Origin of the sequence: Alteromonas sp. ALT199, assembly GCF_018619335.1 — a bacterium.
Classification (GTDB): Bacteria; Pseudomonadota; Gammaproteobacteria; order Enterobacterales; family Alteromonadaceae; genus Alteromonas.
In genome coordinates this window covers 23,410-48,736 of the sequence record NZ_JAHHDX010000175.1, presented here as the reverse complement: position 1 = coordinate 48,736, position 25,327 = coordinate 23,410, and the positions used below count along the sequence as shown (strand labels likewise).

Annotated in this window: 21 protein-coding genes and 1 pseudogene; 16 read left to right on the top strand and 6 right to left on the bottom strand. The window is 44.7% G+C overall.

The genetic code is table 11. The annotated features are described in order from the left end of the window. From KL866_RS19705 to KL866_RS19695, 3 genes are all read right to left on the bottom strand, one after another. Positions 1–187 (bottom strand): hypothetical protein (locus tag KL866_RS19705; protein ID WP_214996652.1); only part of this gene is annotated, 187 nt, incomplete at its 3' end. A 147-nt stretch (positions 188–334) separates the two neighbouring features. After that, positions 335–805: a type II secretion system protein gene (locus tag KL866_RS20515; RefSeq protein ID WP_025257521.1), complete on the bottom strand. Its 471-nt coding sequence runs from the start codon at positions 803–805 to the stop codon at positions 335–337. Between the two features lie 165 nt (positions 806–970). Further along, entirely contained in the window at positions 971–1,858 is an 888-nt protein-coding gene (locus KL866_RS19695; RefSeq protein WP_214996650.1) for a TraB/GumN family protein, read from the bottom strand. 300 nt (positions 1,859–2,158) lie between these two features. Here KL866_RS19695 and KL866_RS19690 point away from each other — a divergent pair, with 300 nt between their 5' ends. The 16 genes and pseudogenes from KL866_RS19690 (at position 2,159) to KL866_RS19615 (ending at position 20,936) form a co-directional block, all read left to right on the top strand. Beyond that, positions 2,159–3,199 carry an alpha/beta hydrolase gene (locus KL866_RS19690; protein WP_214996648.1) on the top strand — a complete coding sequence of 347 codons (1,041 nt, stop codon included), beginning with the start codon at positions 2,159–2,161 and terminating at the stop codon, positions 3,197–3,199. A gap of 630 nt (positions 3,200–3,829) precedes the next feature. After that, entirely contained in the window at positions 3,830–6,115 is a 2,286-nt protein-coding gene (locus KL866_RS19685; RefSeq protein WP_214996646.1) for a FepA family TonB-dependent siderophore receptor, read from the top strand. A 102-nt stretch (positions 6,116–6,217) separates the two neighbouring features. Beyond that, complete coding sequence (locus KL866_RS19680) at positions 6,218–6,994, top strand: DUF3450 family protein (RefSeq protein WP_214996644.1); 777 nt, start codon at positions 6,218–6,220, stop codon at positions 6,992–6,994. Then, positions 6,991–8,385 (top strand): MotA/TolQ/ExbB proton channel family protein, encoded by a 1,395-nt coding sequence (locus KL866_RS19675; protein ID WP_214996643.1) that lies wholly within the window; start codon positions 6,991–6,993, stop codon positions 8,383–8,385. Before KL866_RS19680 ends, KL866_RS19675 begins: the two co-directional genes overlap by 4 nt. Continuing rightward, the gene (locus KL866_RS19670) at positions 8,385–8,789 is read left to right on the top strand and encodes a MotA/TolQ/ExbB proton channel family protein (RefSeq protein ID WP_214996641.1); all 405 of its coding nucleotides are present in this window, start codon (positions 8,385–8,387) and stop codon (positions 8,787–8,789) included. The genes KL866_RS19675 and KL866_RS19670 overlap by 1 nt, the downstream gene beginning before the upstream one ends. A 2-nt stretch (positions 8,790–8,791) precedes the next feature. Continuing rightward, positions 8,792–9,199, top strand: coding sequence for a biopolymer transporter ExbD (locus KL866_RS19665; RefSeq protein ID WP_214996639.1), 408 nt, complete (start codon positions 8,792–8,794; stop codon positions 9,197–9,199). Positions 9,200–9,217: 18 nt separating this feature from the next. Then, positions 9,218–9,838, top strand: a complete 621-nt coding sequence (locus KL866_RS19660) for an energy transducer TonB (protein ID WP_214996637.1) — start codon at positions 9,218–9,220, stop codon at positions 9,836–9,838. Positions 9,839–9,892: 54 nt separating this feature from the next. Next, positions 9,893–11,266, top strand: a complete 1,374-nt coding sequence (locus KL866_RS19655) for a tetratricopeptide repeat protein (RefSeq protein WP_214996635.1) — start codon at positions 9,893–9,895, stop codon at positions 11,264–11,266. Between the two features lie 206 nt (positions 11,267–11,472). Next, on the top strand, positions 11,473–12,072 hold the full coding sequence (locus KL866_RS19650) for a PepSY-associated TM helix domain-containing protein (protein ID WP_025257530.1): 600 nt from the start codon (positions 11,473–11,475) through the stop codon (positions 12,070–12,072). Positions 12,073–12,118: 46 nt separating this feature from the next. Beyond that, positions 12,119–12,649, top strand: a complete 531-nt coding sequence (locus KL866_RS19645) for a DUF2271 domain-containing protein (protein ID WP_025257531.1) — start codon at positions 12,119–12,121, stop codon at positions 12,647–12,649. Positions 12,650–12,704: 55 nt separating this feature from the next. After that, complete coding sequence (locus tag KL866_RS19640) at positions 12,705–13,538, top strand: DUF4198 domain-containing protein (RefSeq protein ID WP_025257532.1); 834 nt, start codon at positions 12,705–12,707, stop codon at positions 13,536–13,538. A 111-nt stretch (positions 13,539–13,649) separates the two neighbouring features. Next, a complete protein-coding gene (locus tag KL866_RS19635; RefSeq protein WP_214996633.1) occupies positions 13,650–15,047 on the top strand; it encodes a flavodoxin domain-containing protein in 1,398 nt (465 codons plus the stop codon). Between the two features lie 305 nt (positions 15,048–15,352). Continuing rightward, positions 15,353–17,037 (top strand): annotated as a pseudogene (locus KL866_RS19630) (carbon starvation protein A). A 269-nt stretch (positions 17,038–17,306) separates the two neighbouring features. Beyond that, positions 17,307–18,467 carry an SO_0444 family Cu/Zn efflux transporter gene (locus KL866_RS19625; protein ID WP_214996631.1) on the top strand — a complete coding sequence of 387 codons (1,161 nt, stop codon included), beginning with the start codon at positions 17,307–17,309 and terminating at the stop codon, positions 18,465–18,467. Between the two features lie 147 nt (positions 18,468–18,614). Then, a complete protein-coding gene (locus KL866_RS19620) occupies positions 18,615–19,697 on the top strand; it encodes a CNNM domain-containing protein (protein WP_025257536.1) in 1,083 nt (360 codons plus the stop codon). Between the two features lie 45 nt (positions 19,698–19,742). Beyond that, on the top strand, positions 19,743–20,936 hold the full coding sequence (locus tag KL866_RS19615) for an energy transducer TonB (RefSeq protein ID WP_214996629.1): 1,194 nt from the start codon (positions 19,743–19,745) through the stop codon (positions 20,934–20,936). A gap of 33 nt (positions 20,937–20,969) precedes the next feature. On the opposite strand, the gene KL866_RS19610 is transcribed toward KL866_RS19615, so the two are convergent. From KL866_RS19610 to pdsS, 3 genes are all read right to left on the bottom strand, one after another. Further along, positions 20,970–22,196: an outer membrane beta-barrel protein gene (locus tag KL866_RS19610; protein WP_214996627.1), complete on the bottom strand. Its 1,227-nt coding sequence runs from the start codon at positions 22,194–22,196 to the stop codon at positions 20,970–20,972. After that, positions 22,196–22,852 (bottom strand): methylamine utilization protein, encoded by a 657-nt coding sequence (locus KL866_RS19605; protein WP_214996625.1) that lies wholly within the window; start codon positions 22,850–22,852, stop codon positions 22,196–22,198. The genes KL866_RS19610 and KL866_RS19605 overlap by 1 nt, the downstream gene beginning before the upstream one ends. Positions 22,853–23,127: 275 nt before the next feature. Then, positions 23,128–25,296: a proteobacterial dedicated sortase system histidine kinase gene (gene pdsS / locus KL866_RS19600; RefSeq protein WP_214996623.1), complete on the bottom strand. Its 2,169-nt coding sequence runs from the start codon at positions 25,294–25,296 to the stop codon at positions 23,128–23,130. Positions 25,297–25,327 lie beyond the last annotated feature (31 nt).

Here is a 25,327-nt window from a genome sequence, read left to right as displayed (position 1 = left end):
GTGCGCTTTTTTTATGCCTGCGATTTAGTTCGTGATTGTTGTGCCCTCTGAAACGCGCCGTAAAGACATCCTTGGCGGCCTCAATCAGCGTCCCTGCAGCTGAGAGTTTTTGATGGGGCTTCACTCCCTCTTTAATTGGCATAGCAAAAAGCTTGAAGAGGAAGGCAATAACACGTCGTGAACCCATCCGTGCTTTTGTATTAGCGGCTTCGCAGCTGCTGCCATGCAGCTGAAAGTTCTAGGTTGAACAAGTACTCCAGTTTGGCAACTATTAAGCTTGTGAGGACTGTAGAAATGCGTGAGGAGTTTCTGTTATTACTGCGCGAAGGTTGCGTTATGCGTTACAGTTATTCACGGTTATAGTGGGCTTTTCACCTTGATTGGGATGACGATAGGTAAGCTTACATACTTCGTCTTCTTCAATCTCTTCATTGCTAAGGCCGCTAGTTTGTCTTTCTAGGGTAAATATCACTTCAGGGGCCGAGCCTGTAAGTTTCCAATCGTCTTCGGTGAAGTCTGCTACAAGCTTTAAATTCGTTTGTGTTGCGTAAGGGTAGCCATAACGTACACGAATTCCTGAGGTTAGGGTGCTATCAGCGCTACCATCAACACCCTCAAGGAGTGATTTAGCATAGACAATATCTGAAGAAGCGACTAAGGCTGATTTTAAACCCTGCAGCGCGCCAGCTTGCGCGTCTTTTTGAATGTTTAGAAGCTTTGGAGCTGCAGTAACAGCAAGTATGCCAAGCAAAACAATCACTATAATTAGCTCTATCAGTGTGAAGCCATTATTTTTGTTTTGCATACCCTACCGCTCTTATAAATTTTAAACCGCTGATCACCTAGTGTATACCATCAAGCAAACGTTTCAATTTAGACATAAGCCTAAGCGTAATTTTATAGAAAACTGATATAAAAAAGCTAGGCATCTGCCTAGCTTTAGTCTTGATATTCCTGTGCCAAAAGCGAATTACATTTGTTCTATTTTGTAACCTTTAGCTTGTAGTAGGGCAATTACACTGTCATCACCAACTAGGTGCCCCGCGCCCACCAAAACAAACTCTTGGTCTTCATCGCCGAACATAGCTTCAATTTGAGGTAGCCAGTGTTGGTTGCGTTTGGTAAACACATCATCATAAGAAGCTGGTGATTCACGTTTGAACGTATCTACTACTAGCTCATCAATCTGTTCAGTGTCACCGTTTCTCCATGCTTTTATAGTGCTTCGTAGCATGTCTTTTAGCTCTGGTAAGGTCTCCAGCGTTTCAGAAATAAGGCGATCTTCTTCACCTGCGCCCATGTTCGCAAGCATGTTAATTTGGAAATCTAGTGATTCTAAGTATTCACTTGTTTTACCATCACGTTCCGCTAACTGCATGAAATAAGCATCTACACCTTGCCCGGCCATTTGAGAGCGTTGTGCTTCCATAGCAACTAGCATTGATGCAACCATACCTGGCTTAAATCGAGCTAACTGATCTGCAGTAGCTCCGAAATTAGTTAAATAAGCATTAAGGGCCTGATAGGTTTCTTCTGAAACGTCATCTTTAAGCGTTTTGCCTTCTGCATAAGCAAGCCCTGCCATCATTTTCTGCTGACCTTCAATATCTGTAGGGTCTGGCATTTTTACTTCGAAAACCAATGTGTCTGCTTGCTCATAAACGTCAGTAAATTCACTCGGCAGGGGGAATTCAGAAATGGGTAAAATATGGATAGTGCCACCTACATATACGGTGTCTTCCCCATTAGACACTTTCCAAACGGACGTTTGGCTATCAGTGTCGGCTATGGCAGTTGTTACTGTAGATACAGCGAGTCCTAATGAGAACAGTAGTTTGTGTATAGAAAAGCTTTTCATCTTCATCCCTAAGGTTATGTACTTATTATTAGTTAAAGCGTGCGATCTGGTATCCCTTCGCTTTTTAAAAAATCGTAATAATTTGAGCGGTAGTGAGTAAATTATAAGCTAGCATAGCAAATTGCAATCTAGATATAACCTGTACTTAGTGCAGTGTTTTCAAACCAACCGGAAAAACGCATCTAGAGCGAAGTGAAAGCTAACAATTGAAGCCGCTAATTATACTAAGCTTTACATTTAGTGTTCACGTACCTTAACTTTTATAGAAAGATACTCATCGACGTCAGGCGTTTATTCATTATGAAATTTATATACCTACTGATGTATGTACCTACATTCTTGTTTACTCCTACTACATTAGCTACCACAAGCCCTATGAACAATAATAAGCCCCCATTACCACAAGCAGCCAGTGAAGCACTGGTAGAAAACATATCAGCCTTTCCTCACTTCACCAAAGAAGAAGTAAAAGCAAGTACGCCTGGTACTAATGAAGCGTGGAGAAACTATGCTCACGCTAGAAATAGCGAGCAAAAGAAAAAGATTAAAAAGATGAAGAAAGAGCTTAATGTAGATGTTGAGCTTATGAAATTAAATGGTGTAGTAGTGCGCAAGTTGACACCTAAGGCGATTACACCGGAATTTAAGGATAAAGTTTATCTCGATTTTCATGGTGGGGCGTTTGTCCTTTTTGGGGGGCTGCCTAGTATCGAAGAAGGGCTTCTCGTCGCTGAAAGGTTAGGTATTGTGGTGTATAGCGTTGACTATAGAATGCCACCAACGTTTCCTTTTCCAGCAGCACTGAATGACGTAGTTGCCGTTTACAATGCTTTACTCGACCAAGTTGGTGAGGGAAATGTATTTGTGGGAGGGACATCGGCAGGAGGCGGTTTAGTGCTTTCACTAGTCCAGTCTCTTATCAGCAGTAAGAGTCCTCTACCAAAAGCTGTGTATGCAGGCACGCCTTGGGCCGACCTTACCAAAACCAGCGACAGTCTTTACACAAACGAGAGTATAGACGGTGTGTTGGTGACCTACGATGGGGTACTTGAAGCTGCCGCTAAATTATATGCAGGTAAAAGAGCACTAACAGAACCTGCAATATCGCCACTTTACGGTTCATTTGAAGCATTCCCACCAACTTTACTGGTGACAGGGACGCGAGACATGTTTTTAAGCGACACGGTAAGAGTGAATCGTGCAATACGCGACGCTGGAGGCGTTGCGCAGATAGAAATTTTTGAAGGGCTATCTCACGCCGAATATTTGATTTTCTATAAAACGCCAGAATCAAAGACCACCTACAAATCGATGAAATCCTTTTTTCTCTCTACTACTTAATCAGCTTAGTGCGCATACCACTAAGTATGCGCACTAAAACCGCTACTACGCCGACTTTACTTAACACCTATATTCAATGACAAAGAGTGCCATATAAGCTTGCTCTTACAATTAAATAAACCCAACTATCCAATTCTTGTCGACAAGCCTTAAAGGCAGACACGCCCAGATCCCTGAAGTTAGTCGCTTCCCAAGCCGGATTTTCGTAGTCGGGCTGTGCTGTAAGGGTTTCTGAAGGTGTATTTAGCGGTGCTTAAGCTTATTCGTCATTTTTATGTAAAGAAATTAAAAAGCCTTTAAATAATAATTTAATTGCTAATGATAATCATTGTCATTAAGATGTTTCGCGATTTGAGTATGATTAGTCGCTTCTTGCAAATAAGAAGAGAAATTAAACGGTGACAATTCCCTGTGACAGACGGGGGATGTGAGTTGCTGCGGGTAGTCACATTTTTTGGCATCCATTCTTGGAATAATAATTACACCAGTTGCCCTAACTCAAATAGTTAGTGCTTTGCTCTTATTTGGCGTAATCGCCATTTATGAAGATGAGCCGCGCATAACAAGACACAACATTTTGAAATGGTGAGCCACTGGCTGGCCAACACTCAACTTATTAAGGATTATCAAATGCCTGTAAATGGTAAGCGCATTATTTTGTTAGGAACCCTGTTTCCCATGTTGTCAGCGGGTGTGCTGGCGCAAAGTGAAGAGATAGAAACGCTCGACACCACCGTAGTGCAATCTGCTTCTGAAGAACTGAAGCAAGCCCAAGGCGTGTCTATCATCACTGAAGAAGATTTCAAACGTCGTCCTGTCACTAACGATATCGCTGAAATTGTAAGAACTATGCCGGGTATCAACCTTACAGGCAATTCAAGTTCAGGACAGTATGGCAACAAACGTCAAATCGACATTCGTGGAATGGGTCCAGAAAATACGCTTATATTAATTGACGGTAAGCCGGTGTTGTCGCGCAATTCTGTAAAAATGGGGCGTTCAGGCGAACGAAACACACAAGGCGACAGCAACTGGGTCCCTGCTGAAGCGATTGAGAGCATTGAAGTTATTCGTGGTCCAGCGGCGGCTCGCTATGGCTCTGGTGCATCAGGTGGTGTCATCAATATCATCACTAAATCTCCTGATGAAGCCTCTACCACTATCACTGCTCAAACAGAACTTTCTTCAAATAAATACGAAGGCGATAACCGTCGTTTTAACCTTGTTACCAGTGCGCCTTTATCTGAGCGCTTCTCTCACCGCACTATTGTTAACTATAACGAGCAAGACGCCGACGATCCTCGCGTAAATTTAGACGCAACAGATGTAACGACAGGCGGTTCAGCGAAAGCAGTAGGTGCAGGACGTGAAGGTGTTGAAAACATTGATGTGCGTACTTTGGTTCGATTCGACCAAGATGATATTAATCGTTGGGACTTTGAAGCGGCCTATAGTCGCCAAGGTAACCGCTATGCCGGTGACAATGCATTTCAAGGCGTAAGCTACCCCGTTGATGAAAACGGCAACGTTATCATTCCAGACGCTGAAGATTTGGCTGAAACCGATCCTCAGAGCTTAATTGGTGAAGAAACACTAGTAATGCATCGCCGTACGTTCGGCGTAACACACAATGGTGAATATGACTTCGGCGATTCGTTTAGCTACATCCAATACGAAAGCACGTCTAACAGCCGTTTAGGTGAAGGCTCTGCAGGTGGCGGCGAAGGTCGCATTAATAGCCTTGAAATGACCACCATTAAACTAGAGAACATTACGGCAAAGACCGAGTGGAATGTGCCGTTAACATTAGGTGGCTTCAATCAAACAGCAACGTTTGGTGCGGAATACCGCAAAGAGACTCTAGACGATTCAGTTAGCAATCAGCTTTCTTTGAACGTAGTTGATGATGGCACTATTCCTGGCGCAGAGATTGATCCAGCGAGTCGACCTTCAGAGACGGATGCCACGCTTGTAGGTGTGTATGTTGAAGACAACATCATGCTAACGGATTCAATCACACTAACGCCTGGACTGCGTTTCGATGACCACAGCAAAGCGGGTACAAACCTATCGCCAAGCTTGAATGCCTCATGGCAGGCATCGTCCAATATTATGGTTCAAGGTGGTATAAGCCGTGCTTTTAAAGCACCAAACCTTTATCAGCTAAATCCTAACTACGTGTACTACACCCGAGGTAATGGTTGCCCAGTTGACTTCTCTAACTTAGGTGGCGGGTGTCACATTCTAGGAAACCCTGACCTAGAGCACGAAACCTCAGTAAACAAAGAAATTGGTATTAACTACACCAACGAAGAGGGCTTAAACGCTGGTATTACTTACTTCCACAACGACTATAAAGACAAAATTGGCACCGGTAATGTACCGCCAGAGTATGTGTTACCTGGCGAAGAAGGTGGCGAGGCAAACGTTCAGGTATTCCAGTGGTTTAACGTTCCTGAAGCGGTTATTTCTGGCCTTGAAGGTAACTTGTTGTTCCCTGTAACCAACACTATTGAGTGGTCGACAAACTTTACCGTGATGCTTGAGTCAGAAGATAAATCTACTGGCCAGCCATTATCTATCGTTCCTGACTACACAGTGAACTCGCTAATAAGCTGGCAAGCCACCGATGCACTTGAGCTTGTGCTTAGCGCTCAACACTACGGTGAGACAGAAAGCCCTACGGCCAGCGTAAACTCTGGGGCCGTTATCGAAGCTGATGATCGCGAAGCCTATACCATCACCAACATTAACGCCATTTACGCGCTCGACGAAAGCTTAAGCTTCAACGTGTCGGTTAAGAACTTGTTTAACGAAAGTGTTAAACGTGAAGGTACACAAGCATCTAACGCAGGGGCTAATACTTTTAATGAACCAGAAAGAAGCTTCTTGTTGTCTGCTACTTACCAGTTCTAATACTTAGCAAGCAGAAACAAGACATTAAAAATGCCGGCCTCGATAGCGATATCGACGTGCCGGCAATCGCATTAATTCAGCTAAGAGATGTAAGGGATTTGAATGAAAGTTAAGAGAAGTGCAGCGCTTTCTTTTTTACTAGTATCACTTGCTGTGTCCTCATCAGGTATTGTGATCGCAGCAACAAAAGCCAGCGAAATTGATGGGCTCACTGAAAAGTGGATTAGCATTGAGCGCCAGACGCAAAAGCTAGAAAACAAGTGGCGTGAATCAGAACCTGCATTGCGTCAGCGTATTCAATTGCTTAAAGCTGAACGAACTCAGTTGCAGCGTATGATTGACGAAAGTAAGGCTGCAACCACCGACGTAGAAGCCCAGCGAGAAGCACTGCTTTCTGAGCAAAGTGAGCTTGAAGCACAACAGCACGGGGTAGAGCGTGCCTTAACTGGAGTAATAGGGCAAGTAGACAGCCTTTATTCGTCGCTGCCTGAAATTATTCGCCAGACGTGGGATAAAGAGCAAGCCGAATTAGCGGCTGACGCTGACACATCGAATGAACTTCAGGTCACTTTGGCAAAACTTTCATCCCTTGCACAATTCAATAGCAAACTTTTGGTTAATGAGACCGTAATGCGCGCTCCCGATGATAAAGATGTATTGGTTAAACAGTTCTTTATCGGCAGCAGCTATGCGTGGTTTACCAACGCCGATGGTCAATATCAAGGTATGGGACGCGTTCAAAACAGCGAGTGGCAGTGGCAATTTAGTGAAAACGTAGACAGCGAAGCGGTAGCGCTTGCCGTCGCTATTTTCGAGAAAAAGCATGAACCTGATTTTGTTTCTCTACCACTTACGCTGGCTCAAGGAGAAGGCGAATGAAATGCTTATCTCACATTATCACAACATCTAATTCAATGTTGAAATCCTCTTTCTTCGCAGCATGCGTTGCTTTGTGTGCCGCAGTAGCTTGTGTACCTGCAGTGGCTGCGCCTGAAGATAGCATGTTGGCCAATATTAAAGAGGCGAAAACTCGTCTGGATCGCACAGAAAGCAAAATTAGTAAAGAGCGGGTAGCGCTGGCTAACGAATTGCGTGCGCTTGAACAGCAGGTAATGAAACTGCGCAATGAAACCACGGTCGCCCGCCGTAAAATGGACGAACGAACCCTTAGTCTTTCCCAGTTAGAAAATCGGCTATCGAGCTGGAGCGAGCAACAAGAGTTCCAACAAAATTTGTTGAGCCGTTTCCTGCTTCAAACCGGTGTAGACAGTCTGTCATTAAGCGAAATGAGCTTGTCTGATAAAGTCCAAAAAGTGGGTGAAAAAGCGAAAGAGTTTGCGAATCAACAAACCCCTAATTTCAGTGCAGGAAAAGTTGTACTGGCTAATGGCGAAGTGACCCAAGCAAAAGTACTTACTCTTGGTCCGGTAACGTGGTATCTGGCGCAAGCACAAAATGTTGCGGGTACTGCAGAGCGCACAAAGAGGGGAGGGCGAAAGCAAGACCTATTTACCTCTACGTCCACTTTTTCAGACAAGGATACCGAAAGCCTTACAAACTTGGCAAGCAGCGGCACTGGCAGTATCAAAATAGATCCTACTCTTGGCCGCGCCGCTACACGAGAGCAAGCGTCAGAAAGTGTCATCGAACATGTTGTGAAAGGTGGGGTGTGGGTGATTCCTATTGTGCTGTTTGCCCTTATCGCTACGCTTATTGCACTATTTAAAGTTATCCAGCTATGGCGCTTACCTAAGGTTAAGCAAGTAGCGTCAGGGAAAGCCTTGGTGAACATGGTGGGAAGTTCAGGTGTTGGTTTCTTTGATGGTATGCAGCGCGAACTGTATAACATTACTAAGCGTGCAAGCACGCCAACTGAACGCGACGATGAACTGTTTTCTGCACTCCAGCAAGACAAAATTAAGCTAGAAAAATACAATGGCACCATTGCTGTAACTGCTGCCGTAGCACCCTTGCTAGGGCTTCTCGGTACGGTAAGCGGCATGATTGAAACCTTTAGAATGATGACGGCATTTGGTTCGAGTGACCCTGAAGTTATTTCTGGCGGGATCGCTAAAGCTCTGGTAACGACAGAACTAGGCTTGGTAGTGGCCATACCGGCATTAATTCTAAATGCCGTACTCTCTCGCAAAGCGCGGCATTATTACGAAGAGCTCGAAAGTTTTGCTCTTGTGCTTAGCAATGATGAGCCAGACGTTGCTAAGAAAACCGACCAAAAGAGTGATGGTCAACAGCAAGCGAGCGCAAGCTAATGATTGAACAGCTAGCGGGGAATGCATTGTGTTGGTTGATGCTGCTGGTGGCATGGTTTGCTTATCAGCAAATCTTTGCGTTGTTTTCGTCGCGTAAAAAGATTGCCAAAAGCGGTGGCAATAAAAAGCTGCATGACGGTGAGAAAGAGCTAGAAAAGCAAGAAATGGTACCTGCCGTACTGGTCAGTGCCCTTCCCTTGATGGGTCTATTAGGCACAATTGCAGGCCTACAAGTGAGTTTTACTGGAATGATGTCGTTAGGTGTCGATAGTCAAGTCGTCACTGGTGGAATTGCCGATGCACTTTTTACCACTCAGCTTGGCTTAACCTTAGCTATTCCTGGCTGGCTTTTGTTGATGTTTGTTAATGGTGCGGTAAAGCGCGCCGTCGCAAGGGAGGCGTAAATATGGCAAGTCGATTACAGCGACGCCTTGAAAACCAGCAAGCGCAAGGCATTGATATGTCTCCGCTACTAGACGTGGTTTTTATACTGTTAATTTTCTTTATCGTTTCAACAGTGTTTGTAAAAGAAACTGGGGTAGAGGTGGATAAACCACAGGCGATATCAGCACAAAAGCTTGATCAAATGGCCATCATGGTGGCAATTACCCGAACCGGTGGAGTGGTGTATGACAGTGCCAATATCGGTGTGAGCGGTGTGCGCTCTACCGTTGAACAGTTGTTGATGAAAGAACAACGCCCAGTGGTCATTCAGGTAGATAAAGCCGTTCGCTCTGAATTACTGGTAGAAGTTATAGATGAAGCCAAGCTGGCGGGTGCCGACACGGTAAATATCGCCACTTTGAAGCCATAGCGAACGAGGCAAAATTTAATGAAATACAATCTGCAACCTTCTCTACTTAGCGGTGCCGTGCTCGTTAGTGCACTCGGCGTTATGTGGCTAGGACACTTTTTGTCTAACCTGCATCCCGACACTATGGTTGTGCGCAAATTAGACATTGCGGTAACGCCTCCACCACCACCGCCTCCTAAGACACAAAACGTAGTAGAAGAAACTGAGCTTGTTATGCAGGTAGAGGGCAGTGGCGCAGCCATTACCATGGTTGATTTAAGCGTTGAGCCAGATATTCAAGTGCCAAAACCCGACATGCCAAATGTTAAAGTGGCCCAAACCCAATGGGATATGCCTGACATTAAGTTGGATGCCTTTGGGCTAAGCGAACTGGACTCAAAGCCCACCTTGCTTACACCAGTCAAAATACGTTTCCCCAAGCGACTTAAAAAGCAAGGGATCAAGCAGGTGATTGTAAAGCTCGACGTCATTATTGATGAAAACGGCAACGTAAAGCTGATGGATATTGTCGAGAACCCGCATCACGAGCTTAATAAAGAAATAATGCGCTTTGTTAAAGCCAGCAAATTTACATCGCCCTACAAAGAAGATGAAGCGGTGAAGGCACGTTTTATTTGGCCCGTAGTTATTGAGGCCTAGTCTGGCGCAACAAAGCGAAATAAAAGCTAAAGAATTTAGAGGTTGATTGTGACAATGTTAAAGAAAATTACAGCCGTAACTGTCTTCAGCTGTGTAGTGAGCACTTTGGCTTTTGTTAAGCCGGTAAGTGCAAAAATAACGGTGGAATTAGAAGAACCCGATTGGCAGTTTGTTCTGCGTCAGCACCAAAGAGATGATCACCGCGAACGTATATCCCGTGAAGAAGGTGAGTTTATTGGGCTTATCCAGGCCGACTTGCAAGCAGGTAATTATTCAAAAGTTTCCAGCGCATTTGCAACGCAGGATATTTCTCAATTTAGTCCACGCTTACGTGAGCTTTACGGACAAGTGCTATTGAATGAGAAAAACTACGCACTTGCCGAAAAGGTGCTGTTAGACGTAATCGATGCTATGCCAAACCTTCCATCGGCGCACAGAAGTTTGAGTATGGCGTATTTAATGACAGATAAATTAGCCAAAGCACGTACTCACTTAACTAAAAGCGTAGAGCTAGGTATTCAAGATGCCCAACTTTTCGGCCAGCTAGCTTATGTAAATGTTCAGCTTGGCAAACCTGTCACCGCCATTGGTGCCTATCAAAATGCGTTGATGCTCGAACCTGAAAACAAGCAATGGTATCAAGGTTTATTGTTCGCGCTTATTGAAAGTAATGCACTTGCACATGCTGAAAGCTTGTTAAGCGAAATGTTGGTGGATGATGAAAGCAATCAGCAGCTTTGGCTTCAACGGGGGCAGATAGCGTTGAAGCAGGGAAACATGGTAAAGGCGCTGAGCAGCTTAGAGACAGCGCTTTCTCTGGGCGACCGCTCGCTGTCGAACTTGATTTCAGTGGCTAAATTGCACGTATCTGACGGAAGTCCGCGTCGCGCCGCAGACATACTGGCTACCCATGCGAAGACTTTTATTACTGACAAAGATGGGGAAGGTTTTGACGCTTACTCCAAAATATCGGCTTACTTAGCGGCCAATGAGCAATGGTCTGATTTAGGTAAACTAACTCAAGCAGCCGACAAGAATGCGAAAAAGCTCACGACCTCTCAAGCAGCCACGCTCAATGTACTTAAAGCCCAACTGGCTATGGGGAAAGGGCAGACAAAAACAGCAATTTCTCTGTTAACCAAAGCCATTGCTGACGCCCCTGATAATGGTGAGGCGCTGTTGTCTCTCGCCTCACTCTATCGTCAACAGAAAAACGTCGAGCGTGCCAAAATGACCTATCTACGAGCTGAGTCACTCACCGACGTTAAGCAGCGCGCCATGCTCGGACGAGCGCAAATTGCCATTGACCAGCGTCAGTACCAAGATGCACTGATACTTTTACGACAAGTCTATAAATCATACCCATCTCGTTCTGATTTACTTGGCAACATCCAATCGCTGGAAAACTTAGTGAAAAACACAATATGAAGCGCTGTGTAATTACCTTTTTCTTGTCGCTTCTTGAGACCTCGTTTACGTGAAAAATGAAGCAATACTTAAAAGTTATTGCGCAAAAAAACTCAACAATGAGAATAAATCTCATTTACATTGAAAAGGGTGAAAATACCTGTATTATCTAGCTCGTCAAATATAATTAGTATCGCTGGATAATACAGAGAGTTAGCAACGAAATTATGAGTTTTTCTTTAGGAGGCATCCGCCAATGGCATTGGATTAGTGGCGCAGTATGCCTGGTCGGGATGCTGTTGTTTGCTGTAACGGGGATCACGCTAAATCACGCAGCAGATATTCCTGCTAACAGAACTGTAACGTCAGCTGAATTAGGCTTACCACCGTTGGTCATCGACCAGTTGGTTTCTCTGGATACGGGTGACATTCACATTCCAAGCGAGCTTGCCGTGTTCATGCAGTCACAAGAGGGCATTTCATTACCTTCATCGGTGACAGGTGAATGGGATGGTATTGAGTTTTATGCCGCTTGGCCTGGTCCCGGTGCCGACAGTTGGATTGCAGTAGATGCTGAACTTGGCACTGTGACTTATGAAAACGTGGATAGAGGGTTGATATCTTATTTCAACGATCTGCATAAAGGGCGAAACACGGGAGATACTTGGCGCTGGTTTATCGATATTTTTGCTATTGCCTGCATTATTTTTAGTGTAACTGGGCTGCAGCTGCTAATGCGTCACTCGAAAACTCGCGCGTCGACCTGGCCCATTACTATGCTTGGCGTACTCATCCCGTTTGTCATTATTTTACTATTTGTGCACTAGCACGACGCTACTGGCACTTATCTACACAATTTTAAGGAGTGTTTACATGAAAACGAGGAAAGGCGCATTAATAGCAGCGACATTATTAACTATGACGTTTGCCTCGGGTGCTACATACGCAGCAGCTCAAGCCAAACTTGACGTTACCGTACCTCAACTTGATGTGGCTGAATATCACAAACCCTATCTCGCGGTGTGGATTGAAGACAGTAAACGAAAGGCTACTCAGGTAGCGGTATGGTACGACGTCGAAATGCGTGAAGACAAAGGTAAAGAGTGGCTTAAGGACTTGCGCCAATGGTGGCGTCGCGGTGGACGCAGCCTAGATTTGCCTTATGACGGGCTTACTAGTGCAACAAAAGGCCCTGGCGATTACAGCATCGATTCGCAGTTAAATAAAGCGTTAGCGGAACTGGCAGATGGCGAATACACGCTACGCATAGAAGCATCACGGGAAGTAGGTGGGCGTGAAGTACTGTCTCTGCCATTTACGTTGCCGTTATCTGCCGCATCATTACCGGTAGAAGTAAAAGGGAATTCAGAACTTGGACGTGTCGTACTGCGTCTGGAAGACTAATCTGCTAAGCCACTAATTCAACGTTCGCTCAGCAGAGAAACAATAAGAGGACATTATGAAAAAATTATCAGTAAAAGCTTCAGCAATTGCGCTAGCAGCAACACTTGCCGTGTCATTTTCAGCCAGTGCGCATCGCGCGTGGTTACTTCCAAGCTCTACCGTATTATCAGGTGAAGAAGCTTACGTAACGTTTGATGCCGCTATTTCAAATACTATTTTTCACCCTGACCACTTCGCAATGAATGCTAATAACTTAGTGGTTCAATCGCCAGAAGGTGAAACCGTAGACGTAGAGAATATGGCGCGCGGCAAGTACAGAACTACCTTCGATTTAAAGCTAGATAAGGAAGGAACTTACAAACTTACGTCTGCAAGTAGTGGCATTCGCGCTTTCTGGCGAGACGAAGAAGGTAAACGTAAGATGTGGCCTGGCCGTGGTGAAGAATATAAGCCTGAAGAGTTTGCAACAGCTGTGCCTAAGAAAGCTGACGGTCTTCGCGTGATGCAGAGTTCTCGCCGAGTAGAGACATTTGTTACTCTAGGTGCGCCATCTAATAAAGTATTCTCGCCTGACAACGTGGGTCTAGAGTTAGTACCTGTGACTCACCCTAATGACCTATTCGCTACCGAAACTGCAACGTTCAAACTACTTATTGACGGCGAGCCAGCGGTTGGCGCCGAAGTTGAAGTTGTTCGTGGTGGTATGCGCTACAGAAACGATCAGGAAACGATTAAAGTAACCTCAGACAAAAATGGTCAGGTTGAAATCACTTGGCCGCAAGCTGGGATGTACTTTGTAGAAATTGGCTATGAAGACGATAAGGCTGAAAAGCCTGCTACAACACGTAATGGAAGCTACTCAGGTACGTTTGAAGTACTTCCACTGTAATAACATAAATTATTACTTTGCCAGGGGCTGTAAAGGTTCTTTAAATATTAAGGAACCACAGCCTCTAACGTGTCTAATTATTTAAATGCGACAGTATAAAAGATAAGCACCATGACAGAAACACACCGCCTACTTATAGCAATCGCAAGTATTGGTTTGTATATGCTATGGGTAGCGGTGTTATTTTTTAAACATAAAAAGCAACCCAGCAATGCGGTAACTGGCGAAGAAACCCTTGTTGTATACGCAAGTCAAACTGGTACAGCTGAAAAAGTTGCACGCGCTAAAGCCGCGGCGCTCTCAGAGCAAGAGCAAACGTTGGTGGTGTCGATGGCGTCTTTGAAACTCAACACGTTAAGTGCCGTGTCGAAAGTCATCTTTGTTGTAAGCACCTACGGCGAGGGCGAGCCCCCCGATGCGGGCAGAACCTTTAGTAAAGCGCTAAAAAAAGCGTCGTCGAATCAATCTGATTACCTCTCCCATTTGTCATTTGAAGTGGTGGGCTTGGGTGATAAGCAATACGCAGCGTTCTGCCAATTTGCGGTTACTTTGTTTGATAATATTAGCGCCTTGGGTGCTCGCGCGCTTTCTCCGCTAATGACGTTAGACGCGGGAAAAGGTGAGCATTTGGCCTTACTTGACTCATTGCCAGAAGATGCACAGCATCCCACTCATGCTTTCACGCTGAAAACGCGAGTTCAACTAAATGAAGTAACTTTAGCTTCTGGCGAGCCTTTAGATGAATTCGACAATCAAGTTGAGAATCAATCTTTCAATTCAGCGTCACCAGGCCTGTTCGGTTTGTCGTTAAGCGTTGATAATACTAATCATACACAAGAATTACATGAACAATGGGAAGCGGGAGACGTGTTGGAAGTGCTTATCCCTCAGCAAGCGGAGTCATCCATAATTAGCCGCAGCTACACCATTGCGTCGGTGCCACAAGAGCACGACATAAAGCTTGTTGTTCGCCAGCTAGTAAAAGACAACGGCCAATTCGGAATAGGCTCTGGTTTGCTTACCCACACCTTGCCTTTATCTCAATCACTACAGGGCTACATTCGAAAAAATAGCAGCGCAATTATTACTGATACTCAGTGTCCATTACTTCTAATTGCTGCGGGGAGTGGTATTGCTGGGGTACGAGCACAACTTGCAAAACGCGCTTTGCTTGAAAATGCAGGGCCGGTTTGGATATTCTTTGGTGAGCGTCATCCCTCGCATGATAATGTACTAGATAAAACACTATCGCCTTTCCAACACGGCGACTGTATTTTTCAAAAGTCAGTAATATTCTCACGACAAGAAGGCGGCGGCTATGTTCAGCAGCGTCTGATAGAGCAGCAAGATGAGGTGAAATCTTTCTTAGGCGATACCGGACAAGTGTATGTATGTGGGCAATTTGAGGGAATGGGCCAAGGCGTGGATACAGCTTTACAGTCCATACTTAAAGAGCAAGCATATAACGCACTAGCTGACGAAGGACGTTATCACCGCGACCTTTACTAATTTGGCTAGCAATAGGCTATTAATGCCTGTTTTAGGCTTCTTTGTTTCAGCGTTGAATCATCGCTAATAAACCTTCAAAACCTTACCGCTACATCTCAAACTTTGAGTTAGACTTTAGTCTAATGTGTCGAGTCGCTACCTATCGCGTGTTTAAATACATCCAATCGTACATTGGCCATCCTTTATATCGGATATTTTACGCAGGTATGACCTTTTTACACCGATTATTGGTGTAATGTTTAAACTGAAAATAAGAAAATCAATGGGCCCTAGGTCCTGTTGATACAACAAATTAGGACGACAGTATGCAGTCTATTGCCATAGTAATACTGGGCATCATTGGAATGTTGCTCGGTTGGTTCGTATATTCGAAGTTTATTGCGAACCGCATATTCAAGTTGGATGATAGTTTTGTAACCCCAGCTCATACCATGCAAGATGGTGTCGATTTTGTTCCCACCAATAAAGTAGTGTTATGGGGCCACCATTTTACCTCGGTTGCAGGTGCTGCACCTATCGTAGGCCCTGCAATAGCCGTTTATTGGGGCTGGGTCCCCGCTGTTCTTTGGGTGGTATTTGGCACGATTTTGTTTGCAGGTGTACACGATATGGGCGCGCTTTGGGCGAGTGCACGCCATAAAGGCAAATCCATGGGAGCGCTTTCCGAGAGCGTTATTGGTAAAAGATCCCGCTCTCTTTTCATGATTGTAATCTTCCTTGTACTCTTGATGGTTAATGCCGTTTTCGGTGTGGTTATAGCAAACTCATTTGTATCCCAGCCTACGGCAGTCTTTCCCGCATGGATGGCGATTGCCGTTGCACTAATTATTGGTCAGCTATTAAAGCGTAACTTCAGCCTTATTCCCTTGTGTCTTGTCGGCATTATCGTGCTCTACGCTTCGGTATACGCGGGCAGTTATATCCCTCTTACTTGCCTGAAACCATGTTTGGTTTAGCTGATAAAGCTAACTGGATTATCATTCTGTTCGTTTATGCTGCTATTGCCTCATTACTTCCTGTTTGGATGTTATTACAGCCTCGTGACTTCATTAACGGTATGCAGCTATTAGTGGGACTGTTTCTACTCTACGGCGCGGTTTTCTTTGCCATGCCGGATATCACTGCGCCTGCTTTTAACACGCAAACTGCGGTCGATTCACCTAGCTTAATACCTTTGTTATTCGTGACTATCGCATGTGGCGCTGTTTCTGGTTTTCACGGTATCGTGTCATCTGGTACCAGTTCTAAGCAGCTTGATAAAGAAACCGACGCTCGTTTTGTAGGTTATCTTGGAGCAGTGGGTGAAGGTTCACTTGCGCTTATTACTATTGTCGCGGTAAGCGGCGTTGCGTTTGCTGCATCACCTGAAGAATGGCACGAAGTCTATAGTCACTTAGGCGCTGGCAGCGTTGGCGCGTTTATCACAGGTGGTGCGAACCTTATTCAGCAGGGCTGGGGGCTACCAGTAGATTTCTCTTCAACGATTCTTGCTGTAATGGTTGTCTTATTTGCAGGCACTACTATGGATTCAGGGGTACGCTTACAGCGCTACATCATACAAGAATGGGGCGATATTTACTCTATCGGTGCACTGAAAAACGGCGTAATCGCTACGCTAGTTGCGGTCGGGTGCTGTTTATTGTTGGCATTTGGCGCCGGCGGTGCTTCGGGTAGTGGGGGCATGATCATCTGGCCGCTATTTGGTTCTACTAACCAAATTCTTGCTAGTCTAACCCTTTTGGTTATATCGGTTATGTTAATCAAATTGGGTCGCCCTGCAAAATACACGCTCATTCCGATGGTATTTGTATTGATCATGGCTTTCTTCGCTGGGCTGATAAAGCTTAAAGAGTACTACGTAGAAGGAAACTATTTGTTAGTGTTCTTAGACGCAGTAGTGCTGGTGGTTTCAGTGCTCGTAATGCTCGAAGCCTTCTCTGTAGTGTCTAAGCTTAAAAAGGAGTCGAAACACAAGGCCCCACAAGGATAAGCAGCTGAATAGCTAATTGAGCACCGATACGGTTTTTCATGGTTGACCTCTGAGTTTAAAAAGCACACTCACGAGATAGTCAACATTCGGCCAGTACATTTGTACTGGCCATTTTTATGCTTCCACAATCGACCCAATCAGTTTTGTTGATTTTCTGTCACACTTTATATCTGTTACTATCTATAGTGTTTAAGACAACGTGACTTTGTCTGCAAGCAGAGCATGTCAACGAGCATCGAAGCTTAAGGCAAGGTTACAAGAGAGGCTATGTGTCAGATATCATTTTACTAGGGCAAAATTTTCTAGCGCTATTCATGGAATCAGCGCCATGGCTGCTATTGGGTTTACTGGTTGCAGGAGTGATGCATGAGCTAGTGCCTGTTTCTTTTCTTGAAAAGCATATGGGCAGCGCATCATTTGGCTCTATTAGCAAAGCCGCTATTATCGGTGCGCCTTTGCCACTTTGTTCATGCGGTGTTATTCCTGCCGCGCTTGGTTTACGTCGAAGCGGTGCATCTAAGTCTTCAACGATATCTTTTTTAGTGTCCACTCCGGAAACGGGTGTAGATAGTGTGTCAGTTTCATACGCTTTGTTGGGGCCTTTGTATGCCATCGTTAGGCCAGTCGCAGCTATTGTAAGTGCAATTTACGCAGGCCTAATGGTTCGCTTTTTTGCAGAGCACCATGAGCAGGTTGAACAAATGCAGTCTGAATCTAAAGTAGCCACTTCATCGTGTTGCGGTTCGAAGCCAGAGCCTGAAATTGTGAATAAATCAGAAACTGATACACAATGCACCGCGAATGAGATTCCTCATCAACATAACCACCCAGTACAGCGCAAACCATCTAAAGTTGCCAAGGTGCTTTCCTACGCAAGTGGAAAGCTGCTAGAAGATATTGTGGTGTGGTTACTTATTGGCTTGGTGCTTGCGGCTGCCATAAAAACCTGGGTGCCTACCAACTTCCTAACGCAATGGGGTGATGGTCTAGTTGCCATGCTCGTTATGGCGCTTATCGGCATTCCAATGTATATATGTGCTACGGCGTCTACACCGCTAGCAGTCGGCTTTCTTGCGGCGGGACTTTCACCTGGCGCTGTTTTAGTGTTTCTAATGGCAGGGCCTGCCACAAACGTATCTACCATGGGAATGATTAAACAGGAAATGGGCGTTAAGACGCTAATGCTTTATTTGTTTAGCGTTATCTCTGCAAGTATAGGTTTCGGCTATGCCCTCAACTATATTGTGTCAACATTTTCTTTGTCGTCAATGATAACAACGCAAAGCCATATTCACGAGCATGGTTCGCATATTCAGATTATCTATGGCCTATGTGCGGCTTTGTTAGCTGGACTTATGCTGAGATTAGGTGTCAAAAAGCTGTTAAGTTACAGGCAAAATCAAGCGCAGCAATCAGCATGCTGTAGCTAATATATCCCTTATTTTTCTCAATTCTAAACGGGCGCTCGGTTGTTAAAAATAGAGCGCTTGTATATCCCGCTCTATTATCCATAATAGTCGCTTAACTTATTAAAATTAAAACGCGTTAAAACCGACAAGGGCGCTTGGAATAATTACATGTTTTTACTTATTGTGTACGTCTTCATTGCACTGGGCTTTTCTTTTTTGTGCTCCATTGCAGAGGCTGTAATTCTGAGTGTCTCATCTGCTTATATTTCGGTATTAGAAAAAGAGGGCAAAGCCAGTGGAATGTTGCTGCGTAAACAAACTGATAATATCAATACCCCTCTATCGGCTATTTTAACACTTAACACTATTGCCCATACCATGGGCGCTGCGGGCGCTGGAGCACAGGCTGCAGCAGTATTTGGCGATGCATATTTAGGCGTTATATCGGCAGTGCTCACTCTACTTATTCTTATTTTTTCGGAGATTATTCCTAAAACGTTAGGGGCAACCTACTGGCGCACACTGGCACCGGTTACGGCTTATTTTCTAAAGTATCTTTCACTTATTCTTATACCATTTGTAAAGATGTCAGAGCTTATGACAAAAGGCTTTAAAGAAGACAGCCCACTTCGTGGTTTAAGCCGCAGTGAATTGCACGCTATGGCCGAATTGTCGGGGCAAGAAGGGCAGTTAGCCAATCACGAAGCGGCATTTTTGCAAAGCTTATTGAGTTTGCACGAGCTTAAAGTAAAAGATGCTATTACTCACCGTACTGCGCTGTTCAAGGTGTGTGAAACGATGACGGTGGAAGAGTTTTTTCACAAGCATGCAAACATAGAGTTTTCTCGGATACCGGTGTTTGAAGATAAAGATTCGGAAAATATCACGGGTTTTGTTATGCGCTCTGATTTGCTAGTGGCTCAGGCTCGCGGGAATACGGATAAACCGTTAATTGAATATGCCAAAGACATGGTGACCGTGCTTAACACTATGCCGCTTTCAGTAACCTTTGAACACTTTATTAATAAGCATGTGCACATGCTGCTGGTGGTCGATGAGTACGGTGGGTTAGAAGGCGTACTTACCTTAGAAGATTTGCTAGAGCGTTTACTTGGTGTGGATATCATTGATGAAAAAGACACAACGGTGAGTATGCGCCGTTTGGCGAAAATGATGACAAAGCGCAAAGAGCAGATGATGATCAAAAACGCGCCCGATGCATCACTTGAGAATTCGCCGAGAAAAAAATAATCTAAAGTACATAATAGGTAAAAGTTATTATTAAGGATGATAGATATGAACAAGGCTACTCGGAACAGGGCTACTAGTAAAAACACCCTCAACGCTCACTCACAATTGAATGAACACACTGCTAAGAAAAAAACGTTGGCACTTGTGTTGGCCGGTTTACTTACCTCATTTATTACTATTGATGCAGTGGCACAGGAGCTGAGTATCCCCTGCGATGAAGCTGAAGAGAAAGCGCTAGCTGAAGCGAAAGGCGACGAAGTAGAGCGTATCAGCGCGTTCACTCCTGCGACGCCGTTAAAACGCGTTGACCCTAGATACCCTACTCTAGCTGTAAGGAAAGGTCGTGAAGGTTGGGTTAGACTAAGCTACGTTATTGATGAAGAGGGCAGAGTGAAAGACCCTGTGGTAGAAGATTTTTTCGGAAGTCCTTCTTTCAAGCGCAGTGCACTATCGGCTGTTAAGAAATGGCAGTATAACCCAGCGATAAAAGACGGTGAACCCACCCAGCAGTGCCATCAGGCTGTTCAAATGGACTTCTCCATAAGCGGTAAAACAGGTGCAACCCGGAAATTTATTAAAGCGTATAAAAACGTAGATGAAATGTTCAAAGCCGGAGATGTTGAGGCTGCTGATGAAGCGCTTAAAGAGTTGTTGAGTTGGGATTCGTTAAACCGCTACGAAAACGCGTGGTTGCTCAGCTTGGAATCACAGATTGCAAGTACACAAAATGATATCGATAGAGAAGCACGAAGTTTAACTCGACTACTTGCCAGCAATGGACAAAAGCGCTTTAACAACGCCGTGTTTGATGGCGATTACGTGGCTTACGCGCTGCAAAGAAAAATCCTTCTAGATGCTCAGCGCGGGTACTATGCCGAGGCGTTAAAGTCGTACAGCAAACTGCAAGAAATGGAAGAGCAACAAGCGCGTGTTGACGAAATCGCTGCAATTATAAAAAAGGTCGAAACATCAATCGCGTCTGAAAATAATCTAAAGGTACCTGTGAGCATAGGGGACAATGGACGTTGGTTCCACACGCTTGTAAGGAACAAGTTTGCTTTTAATAATATACAGGGCGAACTTGATACGGTTGAAGTACGCTGCGACTCTCATCGAGAAAAGTTCACCGTTGCTGAAGCTCATGTTTGGCATATTCCACAAAGTTGGGGGCAGTGCCAGGTTATGGTTAAAGGTGACAGTGAGACAAAATTTGATTTAGTCGAGGTTGCCAAAGGTTAAGCTTCGGCAAACTAAGCCTTGAAAGTCTTAAGCTTAGAGCTTTGCTGTTAACGCCACTTGAAATAGGTGTTCAGTGTATTTTTCACTAGGCTGAAAGAAGCGCAAATTTTCTTGATGACCTGAATTTAGCTGCCATTCTGTCGTTACAGAAAAATGAGAGGTGACGTCGTACTTTACGCTAAAAGTATAGGCGTACCCTCTACTGCCATTTGGGTCGTACATAGTGTTGTCATTATCACTCACTTGATACCAGTCTATGCGTGCTGCCGCGGTTAAGTCCTCCAGCCCCAGAGCAGTCAAATTTAAGGAAGCGGCAACATAAGCACTCGCAAAGTCATTATCGACAATATTTTCGCCCATTAGGGTGTCGCCATACAAAAATTGAGAAAACAGTGTTATTTCGGGGCGAGGTAAATAGCGCAGTGTTAACGAATGAAAGCGTGTATGCCACGCATAAAGTCGATCTGAGTTGACTACATTGGCATCTGCGTTGTTATCGTAATAGTAATAGCGCATTTCAGCGCTACGCTTGTAGGCCGCATGTGCCCCAAAATAAAAGCCGAAGCGATTGTCGATTTCTCTAAAAGGTTCGGTCCAAGCGGGCGCATCTAGCCTGTCTTCATCTACTACACCCGGAATAGGAAGGAAATTCACCCTATCATTGTAAAGCGATTGTCTGTCGTGAAGTGCAAAGCCGCGCCAAGAAAGCAACGTACCTGTGGTGTCGTTACCTTTAAATAAACTGCCTAATACTTTCCATGACCAGTTGCTTCGGATTTGCCTGCCATTTTGTCTAAGGCTAAATTCAATGCCACCGGTTCTGAGCTCTTCTCCTATCCAACTGTTTATGGCTGAGTTGGTCAGGAAGTGAGGAGATAACCAGCCGAAATCTGTATTTTCAGCGGAAATGGCGGGGTAGAACGCACCTATTTTTACCTCAGGTTTTATTGATGATGCACTGAGTGGCCGATATTTGATATAGAGTTGAGAAAAGTTGAGGCGTTCTTCACCATCGCTGTAACCGTTTAAAACACTAGATAGAGTCCAGTTATTAGACAAGCGCTGCTGCGTTGAAATAATGGCTTGCGAGAGGTGTAAACCATCACCATCAAATCGCTGGTGGTTTTGACCAAAGTTCTGAAAGCTTTGCGTATTTTCCTGTAAAGCCCATGTCCCACGTAGCAAAAAATCTGTTTCTGCGTAGCTGGGTATGGAAAAACCTAACAACAATAGCGCTAATAGTTGAGTGACAAACCGCATCAATAGTCGCCGAAGCCAGAATCGAACCCGTCATCCCTGATTATGTTTGTGTTGAGCGTCCATGTTACTTCAGTATCGGCTGCCACAGAAATGGACTGTGAAGGAAGCGCTTTTTCACCTTCCACTTGCGGATGCCAAAAACGAACGGTGTATTCACCATGAGGAAGTGAAATTGAAGACTGCCCCTCATTATCAGTTTTTCCGAAATAAGGAGAGTCCGAGACAACAATGTAGCCCAGCATCCAATCGTGAATATTACAGCCAATATCAACAATACCTGCGTTTTCGAAGCGTAAAGGCTTTGCAGTAAATTCTTTATAAAGTTTTAGTTCGAATTGTTTCGTAGGTGAAAATGAATAGACGTGGTGAAACAAGTTGTCCGCATTGGGAAAGGTCACTTCAGTACCTGCTTTTACCACAAGCACGTGAGGTTCGAACTGTTTATCTATTTGATTCATTATAGCAGGTTCTTGGTGGGGCATTTGATGCTCATCCACCTCAAACTGAGGCTCAAATAGAAGTACACCGTTGTCGACTGGCTCTCCATCGCTATCATTCAGCGTTATAGAAAACGTTGCAGTTTGATAATCTTGTCCTAAGGCAGTACTTGAACAAGCCATAAGAAGAAGGGCGCTAAAAAGTGTTTTGTATTTCATTCAAGTACCTTATCCACGTACCTTATTCACGTACTATAACGGAAAACATAAAAAGAAAGCGTCAGTAAACTTAACCATAGGATAAACCCAGTAATATACAACTGCGCTACACCTTTAGTATGAGACCTTGTCGACAGCGACTTTATTTCGGCCTTGGGAAATTTTCGCGATAAGATCGGGCTTATTAGGAATACGTATAACTGCGGCGTCTAATTGATAGCCACAGGTTTGTAATTCGCTGTAACGATTAAAGCAAGTAATGCTTCATAAAAGAACTAAAGAGGCAAACTCACGGTAACGATGACGCCCTTACCATCTTCCCTGTCATTTAATAAGAGCTGACCTTTATGAAAAGTGGCTATCATGTTCGCGATATAAAGTCCTAGCCCTAAATGAGGGGAGTTAGTCGCGTTTTGCACGTCATTTTCTTTTCTTACCGATACCATGGATTGGGTAAGCTGACTCTTCATTCCTTTGGGAAGTAAAGGCCCAGGGTTACTCACCGACAACTGCACAGATTTGTCGTTCTTTTCTAGTTTGACGATAATCTCATCATTGTCTTTGCTGAAGTCCACAGCGTTTGACACGATTTTATCGAAAAGTTGGGCAATAAGTTCAGGAGACCCTTTAATAAGCAAATTATTATCAGTGGAAATAAAGGTCCATTTTCTTTGCGCATAAGCGTGCTGATAGCCCTGAACACATCCGTCGATCACCTTTATAATATTGAAGGTTTCTAAGTCTTCCTGCTCAATCGCCTGCTCTAATCGCGTAGCCTCACTCATACTGTTTAATATGGTGCTTAGGCGGTTCACGCCCGACTGAGCTCTTTCTACAAACACCGCTTGTTGGTTAGCATCATTAACGTGAGACAGCATATCCAACGATGATTTCACCACAGCAATAGGTGTTCTTAGCTCATGTGACAAACGAGAGGCCATGTTCTCTAGATAAGAGTTGTATTGCTGTAAGCGTGAAAGGACGTCGGCAAATGAGCGGGATAAATCGCCAATTTCATCACGTTGGTTAGATACCGGCAGTGTGCCAACGATTTTACCATTGTCATCAATGACAGCTTCGGTGTTATCACGAAGGGAACGAATACGGTTTGAAATTCGCGTAGCGAATAGCAGTAGCCCCAATGTACCTATGGTCATCACTGCTAAAATAACATGGAAAAGCTGCTCTAATGCACGGTTTCGCAACGTCCGAATGCCATTGGTAGTTTGTTCTACAATTACCGCCCCCATTACATTGCCTTCAATAAAAATGGGGTAGGCAGCAGAAAGTACAATGGCTTTGTTATCGGGTGACAAACGCCATAGTGATTCGGGTTGGCCATTTAACGCTGTCCCTAAATCCTGCCCTACGAGTGCATAGGCATCGTCTAATTCATCGATAAAGTCAGCGGGCGGACGCGTAAGAATTTGGTAATAGAGCGGCAGTAACCACTCACTTTCTATCCAATGCCAAACCGCGTTAGAAGGGGGAGCTTTTTCATCGACCTTAATGCCAGTAGCCGATTGAATATCACCAGCGCGAGCGAGTACACGTTTGTGCTTGTCCACAACCCACACCCTTGAATCGGCATATTTCAAGCCTGCCAAAATACGCTCAATTTCAGGCGAAGGTGTTATGACAGTTCCCAGCTCAGCGAGTTTTTTTGTATTTGCCGTGCCCAGCGCGTATTGCGTCAACCTGCTGTTCTCATCATCTACATCGACAAGTGAAAATGCTAAGCCACCTGTGGTCATAGACAGTGGAAAGCGCAATTCAACATTGTAGCCAGTGGCGGTTTCCTGCCAGCGACCTTGAATTGAAAGGGCATTCTCTACTGCCCGTGTTGTAGACGTGTTGCTAGCTAATTTGTACGCATTTACCCAGCCACTTTCATAAGGCGCAACAACGTATCTTGCCAATTCGCCTTGTGGGGTTTCCATACCGATAAGTAAATGGTCGCCCGTCTCGACACTTAAGCTATTGGGTTGCCGCCACAGCAAAACGTCATCGCTGACTTCAAACATGGCATATAAGAATTGACCGTAGCGCCCCACCATATGTTTAAACCACAAGCTGGTGGGTTCGCCGGCATAGCCATTGTAATACTCAATAACTTCCTCACTACCATACTTAGTCATTAGCTCACTGACTTGCTGCCAATCGTTGAGTTCTCCATCAAGTTGAATGGGGGATGGGATAGGTGGCGCGTAAAGGTCTGTTCCGGGTCGGACGTCTTGAAGGTAAGCTGATTGACTGTCAAATAAAGCTGGTCGTTCGTGTAGTGCTGTGGCAACGGCTCGCGCCGTACCTATCATGGTTTGCTCTTGACCGTTTCGCAGGTACTGCTCAAGTTCCCACACATAGTTATAACCCAAGTAAGGAATGGTGAATAAGAACAGCGACAGCACCATAAGCTGAAGACGAATAGAAAAACGAAAACCCATGTTTATAGTCGGTTGCCCTTATTTTTGTAAC